The following is a 16,408-nucleotide window of genomic DNA, read 5'->3' on the forward strand; positions in this document are numbered from 1 at the left end:
TGATATAATGGCTGCAGTATTACAGGCAAGGGGTCTTTGCAAGACTTACATAGTGAACAAGCGTCAGAACAACGTACTTAAAAATATCGACCTTACCATAAATGAGGGTGAGATGACGGCTGTAATGGGGCCATCGGGCTCGGGCAAAAGTACGCTGCTGTACTGTCTTTCCGGCATGGACAGAGTTACTTCGGGAAAGGTGAACTTCTGCGGCAGGGAGATAACAGGACTCGGTGAAAAAGAGCTTGCCGAGCTCAGGCTTGACGAAATGGGATTCATATTCCAGCAGATGTACATGATGAAGAACCTTTCGGTGCTTGACAATATTATACTGCCTGCGGTAAGCTCCAAGAAGCTCCGCGAGAGCAGAAAGCAGACTGAGGAGCGCGGCAGAACGCTGATGCGTAAGCTGGGCATAGCGGAGATAGAAAACAACGACATCAACGAAGTATCCGGAGGACAGCTGCAGAGAGCCTGTATATGCAGGAGCATTATAAATACCCCGAAGATGATATTTGCTGACGAACCCACAGGCGCCCTCAACCGCGCAAGCTCAGACGAGGTAATGGATGAGCTTACCACGCTGAACCGCAGCGGTACTACTATCATGTGTGTTACACACGATCCTAAGGTGGCTGCTAAGTGCAGCAGGGTACTGTTCATTGTGGACGGCGGCATCATGGGTGAGAAGATGCTCGGCAGTTTCGACAGTGAGAAGGAAGACATTCGGGACAGGGAAAGAGATCTGAACAACTGGCTGATGGAACTGGGCTGGTAAAGAAACGTAAATGTAAGAGGTAAGAGATATCCTGCTTGCCTCTTGCTTTGCGTTGTGATATAGATATATGGCTGTCCCTTTAGCACACCACTACAAAGCGCTGTATAAAATACAGGTATTTCCAGTTCTGATATTTCACCAATTAATTTGGTGTAATATCAGAACCAGAAACACTCGGCGTTTATCCTTCCCCCGCCGCAGGCGGAGTAAGGATAACATCAACACGATGATTCATTGTTATATTGCACTATGTAATGGTGTGTTAAAGGAATAACCATGATAGATATTACGGAGGAGAATATGACGGATATACTTATTGTAGAAGATGATATTGAGCTTTCCTCTTTGCTGACGGATTTTCTTCGTGCGGAGGGATACACGGTCTCAGCTGTGGAAAGCGGTGACAGGGCTTTACAGCTTTTTGAGAGATACGGTGCAAGGCTGGTGGTACTGGATATAAATCTGCCTGATGTGAACGGGTTCGCGGTATGTTCAAAACTCAGGGAGCAGGCTGATACGCCCATACTCATCGTAAGCTGCCGTACAGACAAGGATGACAAGCTGAACGGCTTCGGTCTCGGGGCGGATGACTATATCGAAAAGCCCTACGATATCGACATACTTATAGCAAAGATCAAGGGCATATTCAAGCGAAGATATCAGCTGGATACCATATCTGCCGACGGCGTGAAGCTTAACCTGGCTGACAGAACCGCCGAGATAGACGGTGAGGCAGTTGAGCTGACGGTAAAGGAGTTCGACCTGCTGACACTGCTGGTACAGAACAAGGACAAGGTACTGAAAAAGGAATATCTGTTCAATAATGTATGGGGCAGCGACAGCGATTCGGAGATGCAGACACTTCATGTGCATATCAACCGTCTGCGGCAGAAGCTGGGTGATGACCCGAAGAGCGCAAAGCGTCTGCTGACAGTATGGGGCGTGGGGTACAAGTTCGTATGAGTGCATTCAAAAAGCTTTCAGCGGTAGTAGTGGTACTGTTCATAGCGCTGGCAGTATTCCTGAACCATGAGATATCAAGGCAGAGCACCGTTACAAACGGCATATACCGACTGGAAGCAAAGCGGCTGGCAGACGATATTGAAGATACGGGAAGCTATGATATTTCTGAGTATCCACATATAACAGGGGTATTCACCGAGGATGACGGGGATCTGTACTCATCTAACAACAGCTATGTTATAGTGGAAGCAGACGGAAGACTCTACCGCGTTGAATACGATATGTACAACAGCTCACAGATACTGCTGATAACGGATATAGTACTTGTCGGGATGATCGCAGTGCTGGCGGTACTGCTTTTATACATCCACAGGAATATAATAAAGCCCTTCGGCAGGCTCAACGATGTACCCAAGGAGCTTGCAAAAGGAAATCTGGCAGTGCCCCTGCCTGAAGAAAAGAGCAGGTTCTTCGGGCAGTTCACATGGGGAGTAAATCTGCTGAGGGAGAGCATTGAGGATAAGCGAAACAAAGAACTTACTATGCAGAAGGACAAAAAGCTCCTGCTGCTGTCACTTTCACACGATATCAAAACTCCCCTTTCGGCTATCAAGCTGAATGCAAAGGCTCTGTCGAGAGGATTATACAAGGACGCGGAAAAACAGCGTGAGGCTGCTGAACATATCAACGCACGTGCAGACGAGATAGAAAACTTCGTTAGCAGGATAACCAAGGCATCCAGCGAGGACTTTATGGAATTTGAGGTGAGCATGGGTGAGGAATTCCTGAGCAGCATACTATCAAGGATAGAGGCAAGATACAAGCCGCAGCTGGAACTTACACATACTGAATTTGTGATAAACGAGTATGACGACTGCATACTCAGCTGCGACGGTGACAGGATAGCGGAATGTTTGCAGAACCTAATAGAAAATGCCATAAAATACGGTGACGGCAAACGGATAGAGATATGCTTCGACACCATGGACGGCTGTGAACTTGTAACAGTAAAAAACACAGGCTGTGCTATTGAAGCTAAAGAACTGCCGCAGATATTTGAAAGCTTTCACCGCGGCAGCAACGCAGGCAATATACGCGGCAACGGTCTGGGGCTGTTTATATGCCGCAAGCTTATGGCACTTATGGGGGGCGAGGTATATGCGGATATCAAGGACGAATGCTTTCTTGTGACGCTGGTGGTCAGGCTTGCATAAAAATAATCGAAACAGGAGAAAATATCATGATCGAAGATTTTGTAAAAGTAAAAGACGTAGACAAAGAGACCATAGAGAAGTACCGCGGCAAACTGCCCGATGAATATCTGGAGATATGGCAGGAACATGGCTACTGCACATTCTATAACGGCTATCTGAAGATAATTGACCCGGAAGAATATCAGGCACTGCTTGAAAGATCTTATTTTCTTGGGAACGTTTCGATACCTATAATGGCGACTGCTTTCGGTGATATTATAACATGGGAGAAAGACGAATTTCTTGGTATCGTCAAATACAGATACGGTGACAATGATGTTATCCAGGCGAGATTCAAGTATTTTATGATGGACGTTGAGTTCGGTGAACTTGATGAAGAATTTTTCACTATTGAACAATACGATGAAGCTGTAGAAAAATACGGCGAACTTGAATACGATGAATGTTTCGGTTATGTTCCTCTGCTTGCACTGGGCGGAAATGAATCTGTAAACAACCTGAAAAAAGTGAAGATGAAAGAACATATAGCACTCATCTATAACATGGTCGGTGAGATATAAGATATCTGCCGATGTCAGCAAGAAAAAATTCTGAGGGAGATCCTTGTCAAAAGGGTCTCCCTCGGTTTTACATATAGTTTGTATCAGTGGAAAGATAATACCTTGTCGTAGTCGTAACCGCGGTCAGGGGTGAAGGTGCGGGGAGTGAGTTCAAAGTAAACTACACCGTTTCTTTTTGCTGTCAGTGAGATATCAGCACTTCCCTTTTCAGCGGAGATAACAACGCTGCCGAAAAGCGGCTTTGCGCAATCACGGAGAAGTTCTGTCTGTGCTTTGGTGAGGTATGAGGGTTCGCCCATATCGTGCCACAGTTTCAGGGGATTGCAGGTATCTTCATCAACTGTTTTGGTGATGAGGGTATATTCGCCGCTGACAGGCAAAGTGAATGTACGGGTGAAATCATCACTGTCAATATTCCACAAAATGCCTGCAAAGCCTTTGTCAGACTTGACGATAACTGCGGTATCATCACGGAAGATGCAATCTGTACCGAAGTTTTTCAGCTGCTTGAAGAAAGCAAAGGTATAGAAAGTGGGCTTGGGTATACAGCCGTTTGCCACCAGACCGAATCCGCCGTGGAAAGGTGTGAAGGGCACGCCCTGTTCTTCAAAGACATCACCGAATGTCCAGTAGGAATAGGAAGTGTTCATATCCCCCAGATGAGAAAGCTGACCTGCAAGATACGCCGCATTCAGGTTGGTATCGTGGATAACGCCCTTGGGTGTATAGGATGTGCTGAATTCGGTTATATGTATAGGCAGACCCTTGAACTCATCGAAGCTTTCAACGATATCGCGGGTGGACTGCAGGTTTGCAAGTCTTGCCACAGGGTCTTCAAGCTTTGAATAGTCGTAGTGACCAATGCGCTCGGGAAATTCAACGGTATAGTGATGACGGGTAACGGAATCGGGCATTATGCCCTCGGCTTTACAGAATTCAAGGAACTTCTGTATCCACTCAGCATCGTTGACACCGCAGATAGCAGGTCCGCCTACCTGAAAACGTTCGTCGTAAGCCTTGATAGCTGTGAAAGTCTCCTTGAATAGTCTGAAATACTCTTCCATATCAGCCTTGTACCAGAATCCCGGGAGATTGGGTTCGTTCCAGACCTCGATATTCCAGTCGAGTACTTCCTCGCCGTAGCGTGAGCGCAGATGTTTCAGCAGAGCGATGACCATATCTGTCCAGAGTTTATAGTCCTTGGGGGGAGTGGTATTGCCTTTCCAGTAGAAAATGGTCTGGGTGCCGCTTGCCATTTTTTCGGGCATGAAGCCAAGTTCGATAAACGGGCGTATACCAAGTTCAAGGTAGCTGTCAAAGATGCGGTCGATATAGGTGTAGTTATACTCAACCTTTGTGACACCGTCCTCCTCGTACTCCTGATAGATAGCAACGTCATCGCAGAACAGACCGTGTCCGCGGATATTTTTGAAGCCTATCTCCTGCTGTACGAATTTCAGCTGTTCAAGATATTCAGCAGTCAACGCAAGACCCAGTCTGCCTGTACCGACACAGTAATCAACATTGTTGTTGAAGGGGATGCTGTTATTTATATCAATGACTGTTTTTTCCATAGGATATTCCTCCTAAAAAAACACCGCCTGCGTCCTGCAGACGGTGTTTCAAACTGCAATTTCTGATATTGTTTACAATAAGATCTGAAATTATTCCTTTACGCCGCCGATAGTAAGACCTGCAACGAAGTATCTCTGTAAGAAAGGATACAGGATAACGATAGGAAGTGCTGTAACAACAGTAGCTGCTGCTCTGACTGAGGTAGGAGTAACTGTTGCAGAAGCGTTCTTCATGCTCTCGGCTGTTGTCTTCTTGCTGGTAACAGAAGCCAGAGTCTTCATCAGCTCATACTGAAGAGTTGACAGACCATCGTTCATTCTGTTATACAGCATAGCATCGAACCAGGAGTTCCACTGACCTACTGCAGTGAACAGAGCAACTGTTGCGATAACGGGCATACACAGGGGGAAGATTATCTTGATGAAGATAGTCAGGTGACCTGCGCCGTCCATCATAGCGGATTCAGCAAGGCTGTCAGGGAGACCGTTCATGTAAGTACGCAGAACCAGCATACTGAATGCAGGTACCATACCGGGCAGTATATATACCATGAAGCTGTTGACCAGACCCAGTGCCTTGTATACAAGGAATATCGGGATAAGACCGCCTGATACGTACATTGTTACAACGTACAGAAGTGAAAGCTGCTTTTTGAACAGGAATTCCTTACGGCTGAGCACATAAGCCAGCAGTGCGGTTATCAGTGTTGAGGAAACAGTACCGATAACGGTTCTGAGTACGCTGATCTTGGCAGCGGTGAGCATATTCTGCTGTGAGAGAACGTGCTGGTAGTTCTTGAGTGTAAATACTCTTGGGAACAATGTGATGCCGCCCTTGAGTGCATCAAGACCATCATTGAATGATACTGCTATCATATTCAGCAGAGGATACATGATAACTATTGTGAATACTATCATAAAGAGAGTATTCAGTACATCGAACACATTATCGCCTTTGGTGCGGCGGCTTACGATGCTGTGCTTGGTTTTTGAACCGATGTCCTTCGCATCACGCTTGGGCTTTTCTGCCTGCGGGATAGGTGCGGACGGAGTCGAAACGATTTTTTTAGTTAATTCTGCCATTTTGCGCCCTCCTTAATACAGACTTTCTTCGCCCATCAACTTAGCTGATGTATTGGCTACTATTACGAGTATGATACTTACAAGGCTCTTGAATATACCAGCTGCGATACCGATAGAGTAGTTACCCTTACTGATACCGTAGTTAAGTACGTAGATGTCGATAGTTTCAGCTACAGACTTTACAAGGTCATTACCCAGCAGATACTGGAGCTCGAAACCAACGTTAAGAACGTTGCCGACGTTCATTATCAGGAGTATGAGTATGGTAGGCTTCAGACCGGGGAGAGTGATGTGCCAGATGCGCTTCATTCTGCCTGCGCCGTCTATTGAAGCTGCTTCGTAAAGGTCGGGGTTGATAGATGTTATAGCTGCCAGATAGATAATGGAATCCCATCCTGTTTCTTTCCACCTGTTAGCAAAACCGACTATCCACCAGAAGTACTTAGGATCAGCCAGCCACTGTATCGGCTTATCTATCGCACCGATAGCTATAAGGAACTTGTTCAGTGTGCCGTTCTCCATAGAGAGGACATCGAATACGATACCTGTCAGGATTATCATGGAGAGGAAGTGGGGCAGATAGGAAATGGTCTGAACAACATTTTTGCCTATCTTAAATCTTAACTCACTAAGGAGTATAGCAAATACTATAGGGCATATCGTACCGAGCACCAGGTTTATCAAACCCATAGCCAGGGTATTTCTTACACATAAGAGGAAATCTTCGTTTCTGAAGAGGAACTTGAAGTTATCAAGTCCTACAAACTGGGAATGAAGGAAACCGTCTCTGGGCTTATACTTCTGAAATGCCATTATCCATCCGAAAAGCGGAGTATAAAAGAATATCAGGGCATAGATCACAAAGGGTATGGACAGCAGCAGCAGAGATTTCTGATTTCTCAGCTTTTTGCCGAAGTCCGGGTCTTTAAACATTATTGCGCACCTCCGAGATGTGGACATCCCCTGCGCCTTGCCCGAAGGCTGCCGGCAGCAAGAGGTTAGAAAAAGTGTCCGAACGGCGAACCCCTTTTCTAACCTCTGACATCATGATACAGATATCAGGGGATAGAAATCATATTGCTTATCATTATTCCGAAATATCCCGCACAAGTCCCCGACAAGCGGGGACTTGATGCAGTATATATTTCATAAAAAAGTTCAGTCAGTAACTGTTAAAGTATAATTATTTACCGGATGCAACGTCGATACGTCTCTGGATCTCCTTATCGAATGCAGGAAGCAGAACGCCGTCAACATCGCACTTTTCCTTGTACTTATCCAGATACTCGTTCCAAGCTGTATCGAAATCTTCAGCGATACAAACCTGAGGCAGATACTCGTGCTTAACTTCAGCCATTGTAGTCCATACCAGACCCTCATCGGTATCTGTTGTCAGGGCATTGGAGTAAGACCACATGGGGAACCAAGCCTCGTTATCGGGAGCTTCGTTCAGCATCTCAACATAGGTCTTAACGCCGTAAGCATCGAAGCATTCCTTAACATCATCGGACAGTGACTCATAGAACTCAGTTGCCTGGTGGTTAGCGTCACAGCCGTTGACACCGTCGTGATCCATACCGTTTGAATAGTTGGGGAAATAAGCGTAAGGACAGAGGTTAGCATTGATGTACTTCTGATCATCAGCATTCTTTCTCATTTCATCGGTACGAGTGAATACGCCGTCTTCGCCCTTATTGTAGTTAACGCCTTCGATACCCCAGTTTCTCAGAGTGAGGATCTCGGGATCGAGCAGGTCGTTCATGAACTTCATAGCGCCCTTGGGATCCTTACAGGACTTGGTGATACCTACACCGTTGGAAACGTCCAGAGCGGGCTTGGTATGCCAGTGCTCCTCAACACCCTTATCCATTGTGATACCAACAGGTACGTATGTGCAGTCATCAAGAGTGCCTGCAGCCTTGATAGCCAGCTCGGCGTCATTGAAATCCCAGTGCTGGTCAACCATACCGCAAACACGGCCGGTGGACAGCTTGGAGATGTAAGCGTCATACTTCATTGTGAAGGTCTCGGGGTCAACGATGCCCTTCTTGTACTCTTCATTCAGCTTCTTGAAGTATCTCTTTGCTGTATCGGTGGTATTATAGTCGATAGCCTTGTGTGTTTCTCTGTCAACTATGCAGCATCCGTCATTGGGATAACCGTCAAGGAAGAAGGGAGCATTCTCAAGGCAGAAGTATCTCCAGTCATCGCAGAGTATCTCATAACCGATGTTGGGAGTACCGTCGGGCATTGTAGGATTAGCCTCGATGTATCTCTCGATAAGGTCGAAGTACTCGTCAAGTGTCTCGATCTTGGGATAGCCTGCCCACTTCAGAACTCTTGTCTGGATCCAGAAAGCTTCGTCATTGTGTACGCAAGTTGTATCGTGATCCCAGGTCTTGCCGAACTGAGGAATGATGTAAACGTGACCATCTTCAGCTCTTATAGAGTTCCACTCAGCCTCGGTGTAGAAGTTCTTGATGTTGGGAAACTCGTCCCAGTAATCATCAATAGCGATAAATGCACCTGCATCTACCATGCTCTTCATACCGGAAGATGCATCAACGAAGTCAGGATACTCATCGCCTGCGATCATAACGCCGATAGCTTCTTCAGCGGTCTGACCTACCAGCCACTCCATATCGCACTTAGCGCCGATCTTTTCAGCGATCTTGTCCTGTACAACATTGCCCTTATCGACCTTGTTGCCGGGAACTGCGAAGAAAGCGGAGAATACCTTTACTTCAACTTTCTTGCCATCTTTGGTCTCGATCGTCTGGGTCTCCTGCTTTTCATCCTTGCTTGCAGGGCCGCAGGCTGCCATTCCGACTACCATTGCTATAGCCATAAGGCCTGCAAATGCTCTCTTGAGTCTTTTCATAAATATCAACCTCCAAAAAACGACTAATTTAGCTTTGAACATATTAGCTAAATTTTGTTTTATTTTTCTTGAGTTTATTATACCAAATAAATCTTGCTTTGTGAATAGTTATCAGGAAACTAAGCAATAATTGCAAATATTTTTTATCAATTGAGCAAAATTTGTATACTCACCTTTTTTGGGTACATTCAAATCGCAAAAAATGTATTGAAAATCGCAATTTTTGAGTTGTATATAATTGCGCAATGTAGTAATATATAAAGATTTGTATCAAAACAACCTAGATTTCAATACAGATTTTTTCCTTTTTTAGAGAATATGTACGTACTTTTGTTATTGTGATATCAAACAATTGTATTTATGGGTGCATCCATAAACTAAACTTGTTCACATTGACAAGAGGCATAGAATATGTTATAATATATTAAGGGATGAATTCATTGCCCTTAATTAATAATGTATACAAAAGAAGATTTTTCACGATGATCAAGGAGATACCATGGCTGTCTATGTAATGAGCGATATACACGGTGAATATGACAAATACCGTGAGATGCTTGATAAAATAGACCTCAGACCCGAGGACACGCTGTACATCCTCGGCGATGTCGTTGACAGGGGTCCCAGACCCGTCGATATACTTCAGGATATGATGAAGCGCCCGAACGTTTATCCGCTTATGGGCAATCACGATCTGCTGGCACTGGATATACTGAAAAAGCTGAATGTTGAGATAACAGAAGAAAACTATGCCGTTCATCTGGATGCGGACACGATGGATGAAATGGCTTGCTGGCTGCATGACGGCGGTCAGACAACTCTGGCTCAATTCAGGGATCTGACAAAGGAAGAAAAGGCTGACGTACTGGACTATATGGAAGATTTCTCGGTATGCGAATCTGCAGAAGCCGGAGGAAAGATATTCGTGCTTGTCCATGCGGGACTGGGTAATTTCCGCAAAGGCAAAAAGCTGCGTGAATACACCTTTCAGGAGCTTCTTATGGACAGGATAGACCCTGAGAAGGACTATTTTGAAGACGATGATATATACGTGATCACAGGACATACGCCCACGATACTGATATGGGGCAAGGCAGAGATATACCACAGTCATCACAATATCTGTATAGACTGCGGTGCCTGCATGGGAGGACGGCTCGCCTGCCTTTGTCTGGATACAATGGAAGAATACTATGTCTGAATAACATTACGGGGAGTATGGGAGAGAAGTCTGCCATGCTCCTTTATTTTAGCTTCTTCAACTTCGTCGCAGCCCCGGGGAACAAGAACGAATCTCCCGTTCAGCCGGTATATCCTTGTATCCGTACAGGTATCGGCAAGGTATCCGATGACTTCCGCGGGATCGGATATGAACTGTGCATGGAGCGAAACCGTGAGAGCAAGTCTGACTCCGTCGGTGCATTTTGATATCCTGATATCCCCATGGGAACTGCAGCCCAGATCATTCATAATATGAGCCCTGACCGCTGCCAAGAATATCCTGCTGCTTATATCACGCTCCCTGAGTGTTTCAAAACTCAGCCCCATATCGGAAAGCTCATCACTGCCTATAAATGCGTATACCTGTGTGCCGTCGCGCTGTATATCCATAAAAACACCCCTGAGTATACTATGCAGCAAGGAGGGTCGCTGACACATCACGGGATAATTCAACATGACCGCGGAAAAATCCACCCACAGATGCATGATATCGTGATATAATATATGCAGAAAAATATAACAATGACGGAGGCGTATAGATATGCTGAAAACACCGAACCACACTAATTGCAGAGTAACAGGCGGAGTGTTCCGCGACAGAATGGAGCTTAACAAAAGGTATCTCAAAGAGCTTGATACTGTATGTCTGATGCAGAACCACTATCTGGAGGCAGGTATCATTCTCCCTGACAGGCAAGTGATATCAGAGCCCGAAAAGGCTGAACTGCACTGGGGGTGGGAATCTCCTGCCTGTCAGCTGAGAGGACATTTCCTCGGGCACTGGATGTCGGCAGCAGCCATGCTTTCAGCTTCGGACGGAGATGCTGAGCTCAGGGCAAAGCTTGTAAAAATCGTAGATGAGCTGGAGCGCTGTCAGCAGAGGAACGGCGGAAAATGGGTGGGCTCCATACCCGAAAAATATTTCAAGCTCATGGAGAGCGAGGAATATATCTGGTCGCCGCAGTACACCATGCACAAAACGCTGATGGGTCTGGTGGATGCTTACCGATTTGCAGGTATACAAAAAGCGCTGGACATCGCGGACAGGCTTGCTGACTGGTACATCGAATGGGCGGCATCTGTTGAAAAGACAGCACCATTCACTGTATTCAAGGGGGAACAGGGCGGTATGCTTGAGGAATGGTGCATACTTTATGAGCTGACAAATGACCCGAAATACCGCAAGCTTATGGATATATACCGTGAAAACGGACTGTACCACAAGCTGGAACAGCACAGAGAGGCACTCACCGATGACCATGCCAACGCAAGCATACCACTTTCTCATGGGGCGGCAAGGATGTATGATATAACGGGTGAAGAACGCTGGAAGATCATAACCGACGAATTCTGGAGACAGGCTGTGACAGAGCGAGGTATGTTCGCCACAACAGGTGCTAATTCAGGGGAATTCTGGGTACCGCCGCACAGCATGGGCAGTTATCTCGGGGATACAGATCAGGAGTTCTGTACGGTATACAACATGGTGCGGCTGGCTGACTTTTTGTACAGAAGAACAGGCGATACGGTATACGCTGACTATATTGAGCGTGCATTGTACAACGGTTTTCTTGCACAGCAAAATATGCACAGCGGTATGCCTGCATATTTTCTGCCGTTATCCTCGGGAAGCCGCAAGAAATGGGGCAGTAAAAGACATGATTTCTGGTGCTGTCACGGTACTATGGTGCAGGCGCAGACCCTATATCCGCAGCTGATATGGTACACTGAAGACAGCACTTTGACAGTCGCACAGTACATACCCTCAGAGGCTGAACTTGATATAGGCGGCAAGAAAATAAAGGTATCACAATGTACGGAGCTTAAAAACCTTAATAATCAGGTGTTTTTCGATGAGGACGAAGGCGGTGAGAAAAGCAGATGGTCGATAAGGTTCGATATCAAGTGCGATGAACCGACGTTTTTCACGCTGTGGCTTCGTATGCCGAAGTGGCTGAATGGCAGACCGCAGCTTATCATTGACGGCGGATCGGTACAGGCAGATATTGCGGATAATTATCTTACGATCAGCAGAACATGGCATAATGATACCATACAATTATTGCTCATACCGACGCTATACACCGAACCTCTGGCTGATATGCCCGAAACTGCGGCACTGCTGGACGGTCCTATCGTGCTGGCAGGTATGACCGACAAGGATGCAGGTATTACAGGGGACTTTTCAGCACCTGAGAGTTTTCTGCACCGCCGCACCACACATGAGTACAAGACCTACGTATGGAAGCAGAACACCTATGTGACACGGAATCAGCCTGTGAATATTGAGTTCAAGCCGCTGTATGAGGTGACTGATGAGGTTTACACGGTTTATTTCAGCAAAAAATAATAGGATAAACAAAAAGCAGCAGTACATTTTTTAGTACTGCTGCTTTGCTTTTGATATATTCAGTTCTGTCCCAGAAGTGTCTGATCGAACCTGAACAGGGCTTCGTTTATCTCAAAGATATCGTATATACCATGTGTGATATGATACTTCACGATGAGGTCGAAGTCCAGAGAATTGGACAGCGCATATCCTGCTCTTGAAAGCAGTTCTTCTGTCTCGCGGATATCGAGTTTAAGTGCAACGGCAAATGCTACCGCTGTCTGCTTTTTAGGCTTATAGTGAACATCGCTTCGTATCTTTGAGAACAGCTTGCGGTCGATATTGGCGCGTTTATAGGCTTCAACATCAGTCATTCCACGCTCGTCTATAAGGCGGAGTAATGCCTGTGAGAAGGATTCATCGCGCATGGAGAAATAATCCTCTGCCGATGCTTCCTCTGCAATTTCGCAGGGTACTGAACCTGCGGCTTCGGAACTTTTTTGTCTGCCGAATATACTTTTCTTTTTTGGCTTGACGGATGCTTCATCACGCATGACCGCCGCACCCATAAGAGGTCTGCGCTCGCTGTCGTCATGGAGTTTTGCATAGGCATCGTCGATATACTGCCGTATGCGGTCGAATCGTTCCGCACTTATATCGAAGCTGTCCTTATCAAATATCACAAGAGTGATATCCATATCGTGTTCTGCCAGGAATTTACGGGCTTCGTCCTCGGCTATCCGTATCGCTTCACGCTTGGGATATCCGTAGACACCTGCCGATATCAGAGGGAAGGCTATGCTTGTACATCCAAGTTTTTCGGCAAGGGCAAGAGAATTTCTGTAACAGCTGCGAAGCTGTTCGCTCTCGCCGTTTTCGCCTCCATGCCACACAGGACCTACGGTATGTATTATGTACCTGCAATCAAGGCGGTAGCCCTTTGTAGCCTTGGCCTGACCTGTTTCACAGCCGCCGAGAAGCCTGCATTCCTCCAGAAGTTCAGCGCCTGCCGCGCGGTGTATGGCACCGTCAACTCCACCGCCGCCCAGCAGTGAGCTGTTTGCGGCATTAACTATCGCATCGGCAGAAAGCTTGGTTATGTCTGCACGTATCAGACTGAATGGCATACTATCCCCTCCGTTATCTTTTATTGTCCGTTCAGATCTTCAAGCTGAAGCTGACCCATATCATCACCGCTGACAGCCTGCATGAGCATCGTCCGCAGGGCTGTACATCTGCGGTTCTTGCCGTTATTCATTATCATGAAGCCCACTCTCTGAGCAGTGCCGAGTATAACTAACAGCTTTTTCGCCCTTGTTACCGCGGTATACAACAGGTTTCGGTAGTAGAGATTATCCATGCCGTCATAGAGGGTAAGTATGACCGCATCATACTCAGAGCCCTGACTTTTATGTACGGTGACGGCGTATGCAAGTTCAAGGTCATCCAGAATCTCACCGCTGTAATCAGCTATCCTGCCGTCAAAATCTATGGTGACTATCTTCAGTGAAGTCCTCACAGCTGTGACTATACCGATATCACCGTTATACACACCTTTGCCGTTTTCCTCTTTTCCGCCGTCTGTGCGAGTCCAGCTTATCTCGTAATTATTGCGGGTCTGCATGACCTTATCTCCCACACGGTATATACCATAGGCAGTTTTCAGCTCAGCCTTTTTCTTATCAGGAGGATTAAGCTCCGCCTGAAGTATCTTATTGAGCTCGGGAGTGCCTATGCGCCCCTGTCTTGTGGGTGATAGCACCTGAATATCCCTTATCGGAGAGAAACCGTACTTCTTGGGAAGTCTGTCGCTGCAGAGTTCAACCAGTGTGGTATATATATCCTCGGCTTCGGGGCGGCGGAGGTAGACAAAATCCCTGTCACGCTTTTTAAGGTCTATCATTTCTCCCGAAACTATCCTGTGGGCATTCATGACTATGTCGGATTCCTGCGCCTGACGGAAGACCTCGGTCAGCCTTACTACGGACATTACACCGCTGTCAATGATATCCCGAAGTACATTACCCGGACCTACGGGCGGCAGCTGGTCACTGTCACCCACAAGTATCAGCTTGCAGGTAACGCTCAGCGCCCTCAGCAGGGCTTCAAACAGCACGCTGTCCACCATGGACATCTCGTCAACCACCATTACCTCACAGTCAAGCAGGTCATCCTCATCGTGTACGAACAGCATCCTGTCACCGTCAGAGGGTATGACTTCAAGAAGGCGGTGGATAGTTTTGGCTTCACAGCCTGTCATATCGCTTATACGCTTTGCCGCACGACCTGTGGGAGCGGCTATCATAACATCAAGACCCTGCTGTTCAAACAGGGAGATTATGGCATTCAGAGTGGTGGTCTTGCCTGTACCGGGACCGCCGGTCAGGACAAGAAAGCCCTCGGATATTGCGAGGTTTATGGCTTTGCGCTGTTTCTCCTCATACTTTATGCCGCTCTCCTGCTCCTCCATATCGATTATCTCGGAGTAGTCGATCTTGTTATCATAGGTGATACTTCGCATGACATCAAGTCTTCTGGAAATATATTCCTCTGCCTTATAATAACAATGCAGCATGGCATATTTGACACCGCTTATATCCAGTTCAAAAATGTCCTGTTCCTCAAGAGCGATCTCTTTGACTTTATCAAACAATTCTGCATTTATATCCAGCAGACGGACTGTATCACGTTTCAGTGTTTCTACAGGTATACAGGTATGTCCGCCCTCTCGCGCTGCATTTCTCAGCACAAAAGCCATGCCCGCCCTTATCCGCTGCTCACTGTCACGGGGGATAAACTCTGCCTCGGCTATCTCATCTGCCTTTGAAAAGCCAAGCTCGATACCATCAGTACACAGAAGATATGGATTTGACTTTATCAGTTCTTCTGCCGAATTGCCCAGCTTTCTCCATGCGCGGACACCGTACTTTGTGGCTACACCGTTCTTGCTCATATACACAAGCAGTGCCCTGGCGGCGAAGGTCTTTTTGAAATCCTCATGTATAGCATCGGCTTTTTTAGCGTCGATGCCGTTGACCTCGGTGAGACGTTCGGGCTCGTTTTCAATTATCTCAAGAGTATCACTGCCGAATGCAGCTACCAGACGCTTGGCGGTCACAGGCTTCACCGAATCCAGTGCTCCGCTGACCAGATAGCGAAGTATCGAAGCTTCTCCCGTCGGCAGACTTCTCTCAAACATCTGCACGCGGAACTGTTTACCGAAGGTACGGTGCTTTACATACTCACCTGTAAGTATAACGCTCTCGCCTTCTTCGATATTGCCAAGTTCTCCCACAGCCTTGATAAGGTCATCACCGGTGTTGACATCTATGACACAGAAGCTGCCGTCATCGCTCTTGAACTGAACGCGGTCTACCTCGCCTTCTATTTTTTCCGCTTCACTCATTTTTGACCTCCCATGTGTCCTTACCAAGTCTGCTTACTGTATCTGACAGTTCATCTGCCGACACCAGCCTGATGCCGTACTTTTCCGCAAGTTTGCATATACCCTGACCGAATCTGCCGTCAGCGCTTACGACTATGACCTGTCTGCCGCAGACGCCCGATGCTTCTTCCTCCCTGATACAGCCGAGTACCGTCCTTTCGATATCTTTATCTTCCTCACGGTACCATATCACCACAGCTGCAACATTGTTTCTGCTTTCCTCAGAAAGCATTAGCAATACCAGTACTGTCACAGTCAGCAGGAATATCACCGATGCCAATACTCCCATACTCTCACCCCCGTCATTACAGTTTACAGATATGCTATGCTGTACGGGGCTGAAACGTTACGCCCCCGGGA

The 16,408-nt window shown here is 46.8% G+C and carries 14 protein-coding genes; 6 read left to right on the forward strand and 8 right to left on the reverse strand.

The genetic code is table 11. From position 1 onward, the window contains the following. The first annotated feature begins 7 nt into the window (after nucleotides 1-7). The 4 genes from RUMAL_RS13445 to RUMAL_RS13460 all read left to right on the forward strand — a co-directional run bounded on the left by RUMAL_RS13445 (nucleotide 8) and on the right by RUMAL_RS13460 (nucleotide 3,515). Entirely contained in the window at nucleotides 8-778 is a 771-nt protein-coding gene (locus RUMAL_RS13445; RefSeq protein WP_013499247.1) for an ABC transporter ATP-binding protein, read from the forward strand. A 300-nt stretch (nucleotides 779-1,078) separates the two neighbouring features. Beyond that, nucleotides 1,079-1,741 carry a response regulator transcription factor gene (locus RUMAL_RS13450; RefSeq protein ID WP_013499248.1) on the forward strand — a complete coding sequence of 221 codons (663 nt, stop codon included), beginning with the start codon at nucleotides 1,079-1,081 and terminating at the stop codon, nucleotides 1,739-1,741. Beyond that, nucleotides 1,738-2,955, forward strand: a complete 1,218-nt coding sequence (locus tag RUMAL_RS13455; RefSeq protein WP_013499249.1) for a HAMP domain-containing sensor histidine kinase — start codon at nucleotides 1,738-1,740, stop codon at nucleotides 2,953-2,955. The genes RUMAL_RS13450 and RUMAL_RS13455 overlap by 4 nt, the downstream gene beginning before the upstream one ends. A 26-nt stretch (nucleotides 2,956-2,981) precedes the next feature. After that, on the forward strand, nucleotides 2,982-3,515 hold the full coding sequence (locus RUMAL_RS13460; RefSeq protein WP_013499250.1) for a T6SS immunity protein Tdi1 domain-containing protein: 534 nt from the start codon (nucleotides 2,982-2,984) through the stop codon (nucleotides 3,513-3,515). 83 nt (nucleotides 3,516-3,598) lie between these two features. Here RUMAL_RS13460 and RUMAL_RS13465 read toward each other — a convergent pair whose 3' ends face one another. The 4 genes from RUMAL_RS13465 to RUMAL_RS13480 all read right to left on the reverse strand — a co-directional run bounded on the left by RUMAL_RS13465 (nucleotide 3,599) and on the right by RUMAL_RS13480 (nucleotide 9,053). Further along, a complete protein-coding gene (locus RUMAL_RS13465) occupies nucleotides 3,599-5,089 on the reverse strand; it encodes a GH39 family glycosyl hydrolase (protein ID WP_013499251.1) in 1,491 nt (496 codons plus the stop codon). Nucleotides 5,090-5,179: 90 nt separating this feature from the next. After that, nucleotides 5,180-6,172 carry a carbohydrate ABC transporter permease gene (locus tag RUMAL_RS13470; RefSeq protein WP_013499252.1) on the reverse strand — a complete coding sequence of 331 codons (993 nt, stop codon included), beginning with the start codon at nucleotides 6,170-6,172 and terminating at the stop codon, nucleotides 5,180-5,182. A 12-nt stretch (nucleotides 6,173-6,184) separates the two neighbouring features. Beyond that, nucleotides 6,185-7,105, reverse strand: coding sequence for an ABC transporter permease (locus tag RUMAL_RS13475; RefSeq protein ID WP_013499253.1), 921 nt, complete (start codon nucleotides 7,103-7,105; stop codon nucleotides 6,185-6,187). A 250-nt stretch (nucleotides 7,106-7,355) separates the two neighbouring features. Continuing rightward, complete coding sequence (locus RUMAL_RS13480) at nucleotides 7,356-9,053, reverse strand: extracellular solute-binding protein (RefSeq protein WP_013499254.1); 1,698 nt, start codon at nucleotides 9,051-9,053, stop codon at nucleotides 7,356-7,358. A gap of 499 nt (nucleotides 9,054-9,552) precedes the next feature. Here RUMAL_RS13480 and RUMAL_RS13485 point away from each other — a divergent pair, with 499 nt between their 5' ends. Next, nucleotides 9,553-10,254 (forward strand): metallophosphoesterase, encoded by a 702-nt coding sequence (locus RUMAL_RS13485; protein ID WP_013499255.1) that lies wholly within the window; start codon nucleotides 9,553-9,555, stop codon nucleotides 10,252-10,254. Here the strand turns inward: RUMAL_RS13485 and RUMAL_RS13490 are convergent. Beyond that, complete coding sequence (locus RUMAL_RS13490) at nucleotides 10,245-10,664, reverse strand: hypothetical protein (RefSeq protein ID WP_013499256.1); 420 nt, start codon at nucleotides 10,662-10,664, stop codon at nucleotides 10,245-10,247. The two genes, RUMAL_RS13485 and RUMAL_RS13490, sit on opposite strands and share 10 nt — an antisense overlap. A 151-nt stretch (nucleotides 10,665-10,815) precedes the next feature. Between RUMAL_RS13490 and RUMAL_RS13495 the strand changes: the two genes are divergently transcribed. Then, complete coding sequence (locus tag RUMAL_RS13495; RefSeq protein ID WP_013499257.1) at nucleotides 10,816-12,624, forward strand: beta-L-arabinofuranosidase domain-containing protein; 1,809 nt, start codon at nucleotides 10,816-10,818, stop codon at nucleotides 12,622-12,624. A gap of 59 nt (nucleotides 12,625-12,683) precedes the next feature. Here RUMAL_RS13495 and RUMAL_RS13500 read toward each other — a convergent pair whose 3' ends face one another. Genes RUMAL_RS13500 through RUMAL_RS13510 form a run of 3 tightly spaced genes read right to left on the reverse strand, consistent with a single transcriptional unit; the run spans nucleotide 12,684 to nucleotide 16,337 of the window. Next, nucleotides 12,684-13,730 (reverse strand): O-acetyl-ADP-ribose deacetylase, encoded by a 1,047-nt coding sequence (locus RUMAL_RS13500; RefSeq protein WP_013499258.1) that lies wholly within the window; start codon nucleotides 13,728-13,730, stop codon nucleotides 12,684-12,686. Between the two features lie 20 nt (nucleotides 13,731-13,750). Then, entirely contained in the window at nucleotides 13,751-16,009 is a 2,259-nt protein-coding gene (gene recD2 / locus RUMAL_RS13505; protein WP_013499259.1) for an SF1B family DNA helicase RecD2, read from the reverse strand. After that, complete coding sequence (locus RUMAL_RS13510) at nucleotides 16,002-16,337, reverse strand: hypothetical protein (RefSeq protein WP_013499260.1); 336 nt, start codon at nucleotides 16,335-16,337, stop codon at nucleotides 16,002-16,004. Before RUMAL_RS13510 ends, recD2 begins: the two co-directional genes overlap by 8 nt. Nucleotides 16,338-16,408 lie beyond the last annotated feature (71 nt).

The organism is Ruminococcus albus 7 = DSM 20455, from assembly GCF_000179635.2.
GTDB classification, from domain to species: Bacteria; Bacillota; Clostridia; order Oscillospirales; family Ruminococcaceae; genus Hominimerdicola; species Hominimerdicola alba.

What these genes read in the sequence shown, in the direction of transcription:
- RUMAL_RS13470 (WP_013499252.1), bottom strand. Translation starts at nt 6,172, where the DNA reads ATGGCAGAATTAACTAAAAAAATCGTTTCGACTCCGTCCGCACCTATC.
- RUMAL_RS13460 (WP_013499250.1), top strand. Translation starts at nt 2,982, where the DNA reads ATGATCGAAGATTTTGTAAAAGTAAAAGACGTAGACAAAGAGACCATA.
- RUMAL_RS13495 (WP_013499257.1), top strand. Translation starts at nt 10,816, where the DNA reads ATGCTGAAAACACCGAACCACACTAATTGCAGAGTAACAGGCGGAGTG.
- RUMAL_RS13475 (WP_013499253.1), bottom strand. Translation starts at nt 7,105, where the DNA reads ATGTTTAAAGACCCGGACTTCGGCAAAAAGCTGAGAAATCAGAAATCT.
- RUMAL_RS13480 (WP_013499254.1), bottom strand. Translation starts at nt 9,053, where the DNA reads ATGAAAAGACTCAAGAGAGCATTTGCAGGCCTTATGGCTATAGCAATG.
- RUMAL_RS13455 (WP_013499249.1), top strand. Translation starts at nt 1,738, where the DNA reads ATGAGTGCATTCAAAAAGCTTTCAGCGGTAGTAGTGGTACTGTTCATA.
- recD2 (WP_013499259.1), bottom strand. Translation starts at nt 16,009, where the DNA reads ATGAGTGAAGCGGAAAAAATAGAAGGCGAGGTAGACCGCGTTCAGTTC.
- RUMAL_RS13450 (WP_013499248.1), top strand. Translation starts at nt 1,079, where the DNA reads ATGACGGATATACTTATTGTAGAAGATGATATTGAGCTTTCCTCTTTG.
- RUMAL_RS13500 (WP_013499258.1), bottom strand. Translation starts at nt 13,730, where the DNA reads ATGCCATTCAGTCTGATACGTGCAGACATAACCAAGCTTTCTGCCGAT.
- RUMAL_RS13490 (WP_013499256.1), bottom strand. Translation starts at nt 10,664, where the DNA reads ATGGATATACAGCGCGACGGCACACAGGTATACGCATTTATAGGCAGT.
- RUMAL_RS13445 (WP_013499247.1), top strand. Translation starts at nt 8, where the DNA reads ATGGCTGCAGTATTACAGGCAAGGGGTCTTTGCAAGACTTACATAGTG.
- RUMAL_RS13485 (WP_013499255.1), top strand. Translation starts at nt 9,553, where the DNA reads ATGGCTGTCTATGTAATGAGCGATATACACGGTGAATATGACAAATAC.
- RUMAL_RS13510 (WP_013499260.1), bottom strand. Translation starts at nt 16,337, where the DNA reads ATGGGAGTATTGGCATCGGTGATATTCCTGCTGACTGTGACAGTACTG.
- RUMAL_RS13465 (WP_013499251.1), bottom strand. Translation starts at nt 5,089, where the DNA reads ATGGAAAAAACAGTCATTGATATAAATAACAGCATCCCCTTCAACAAC.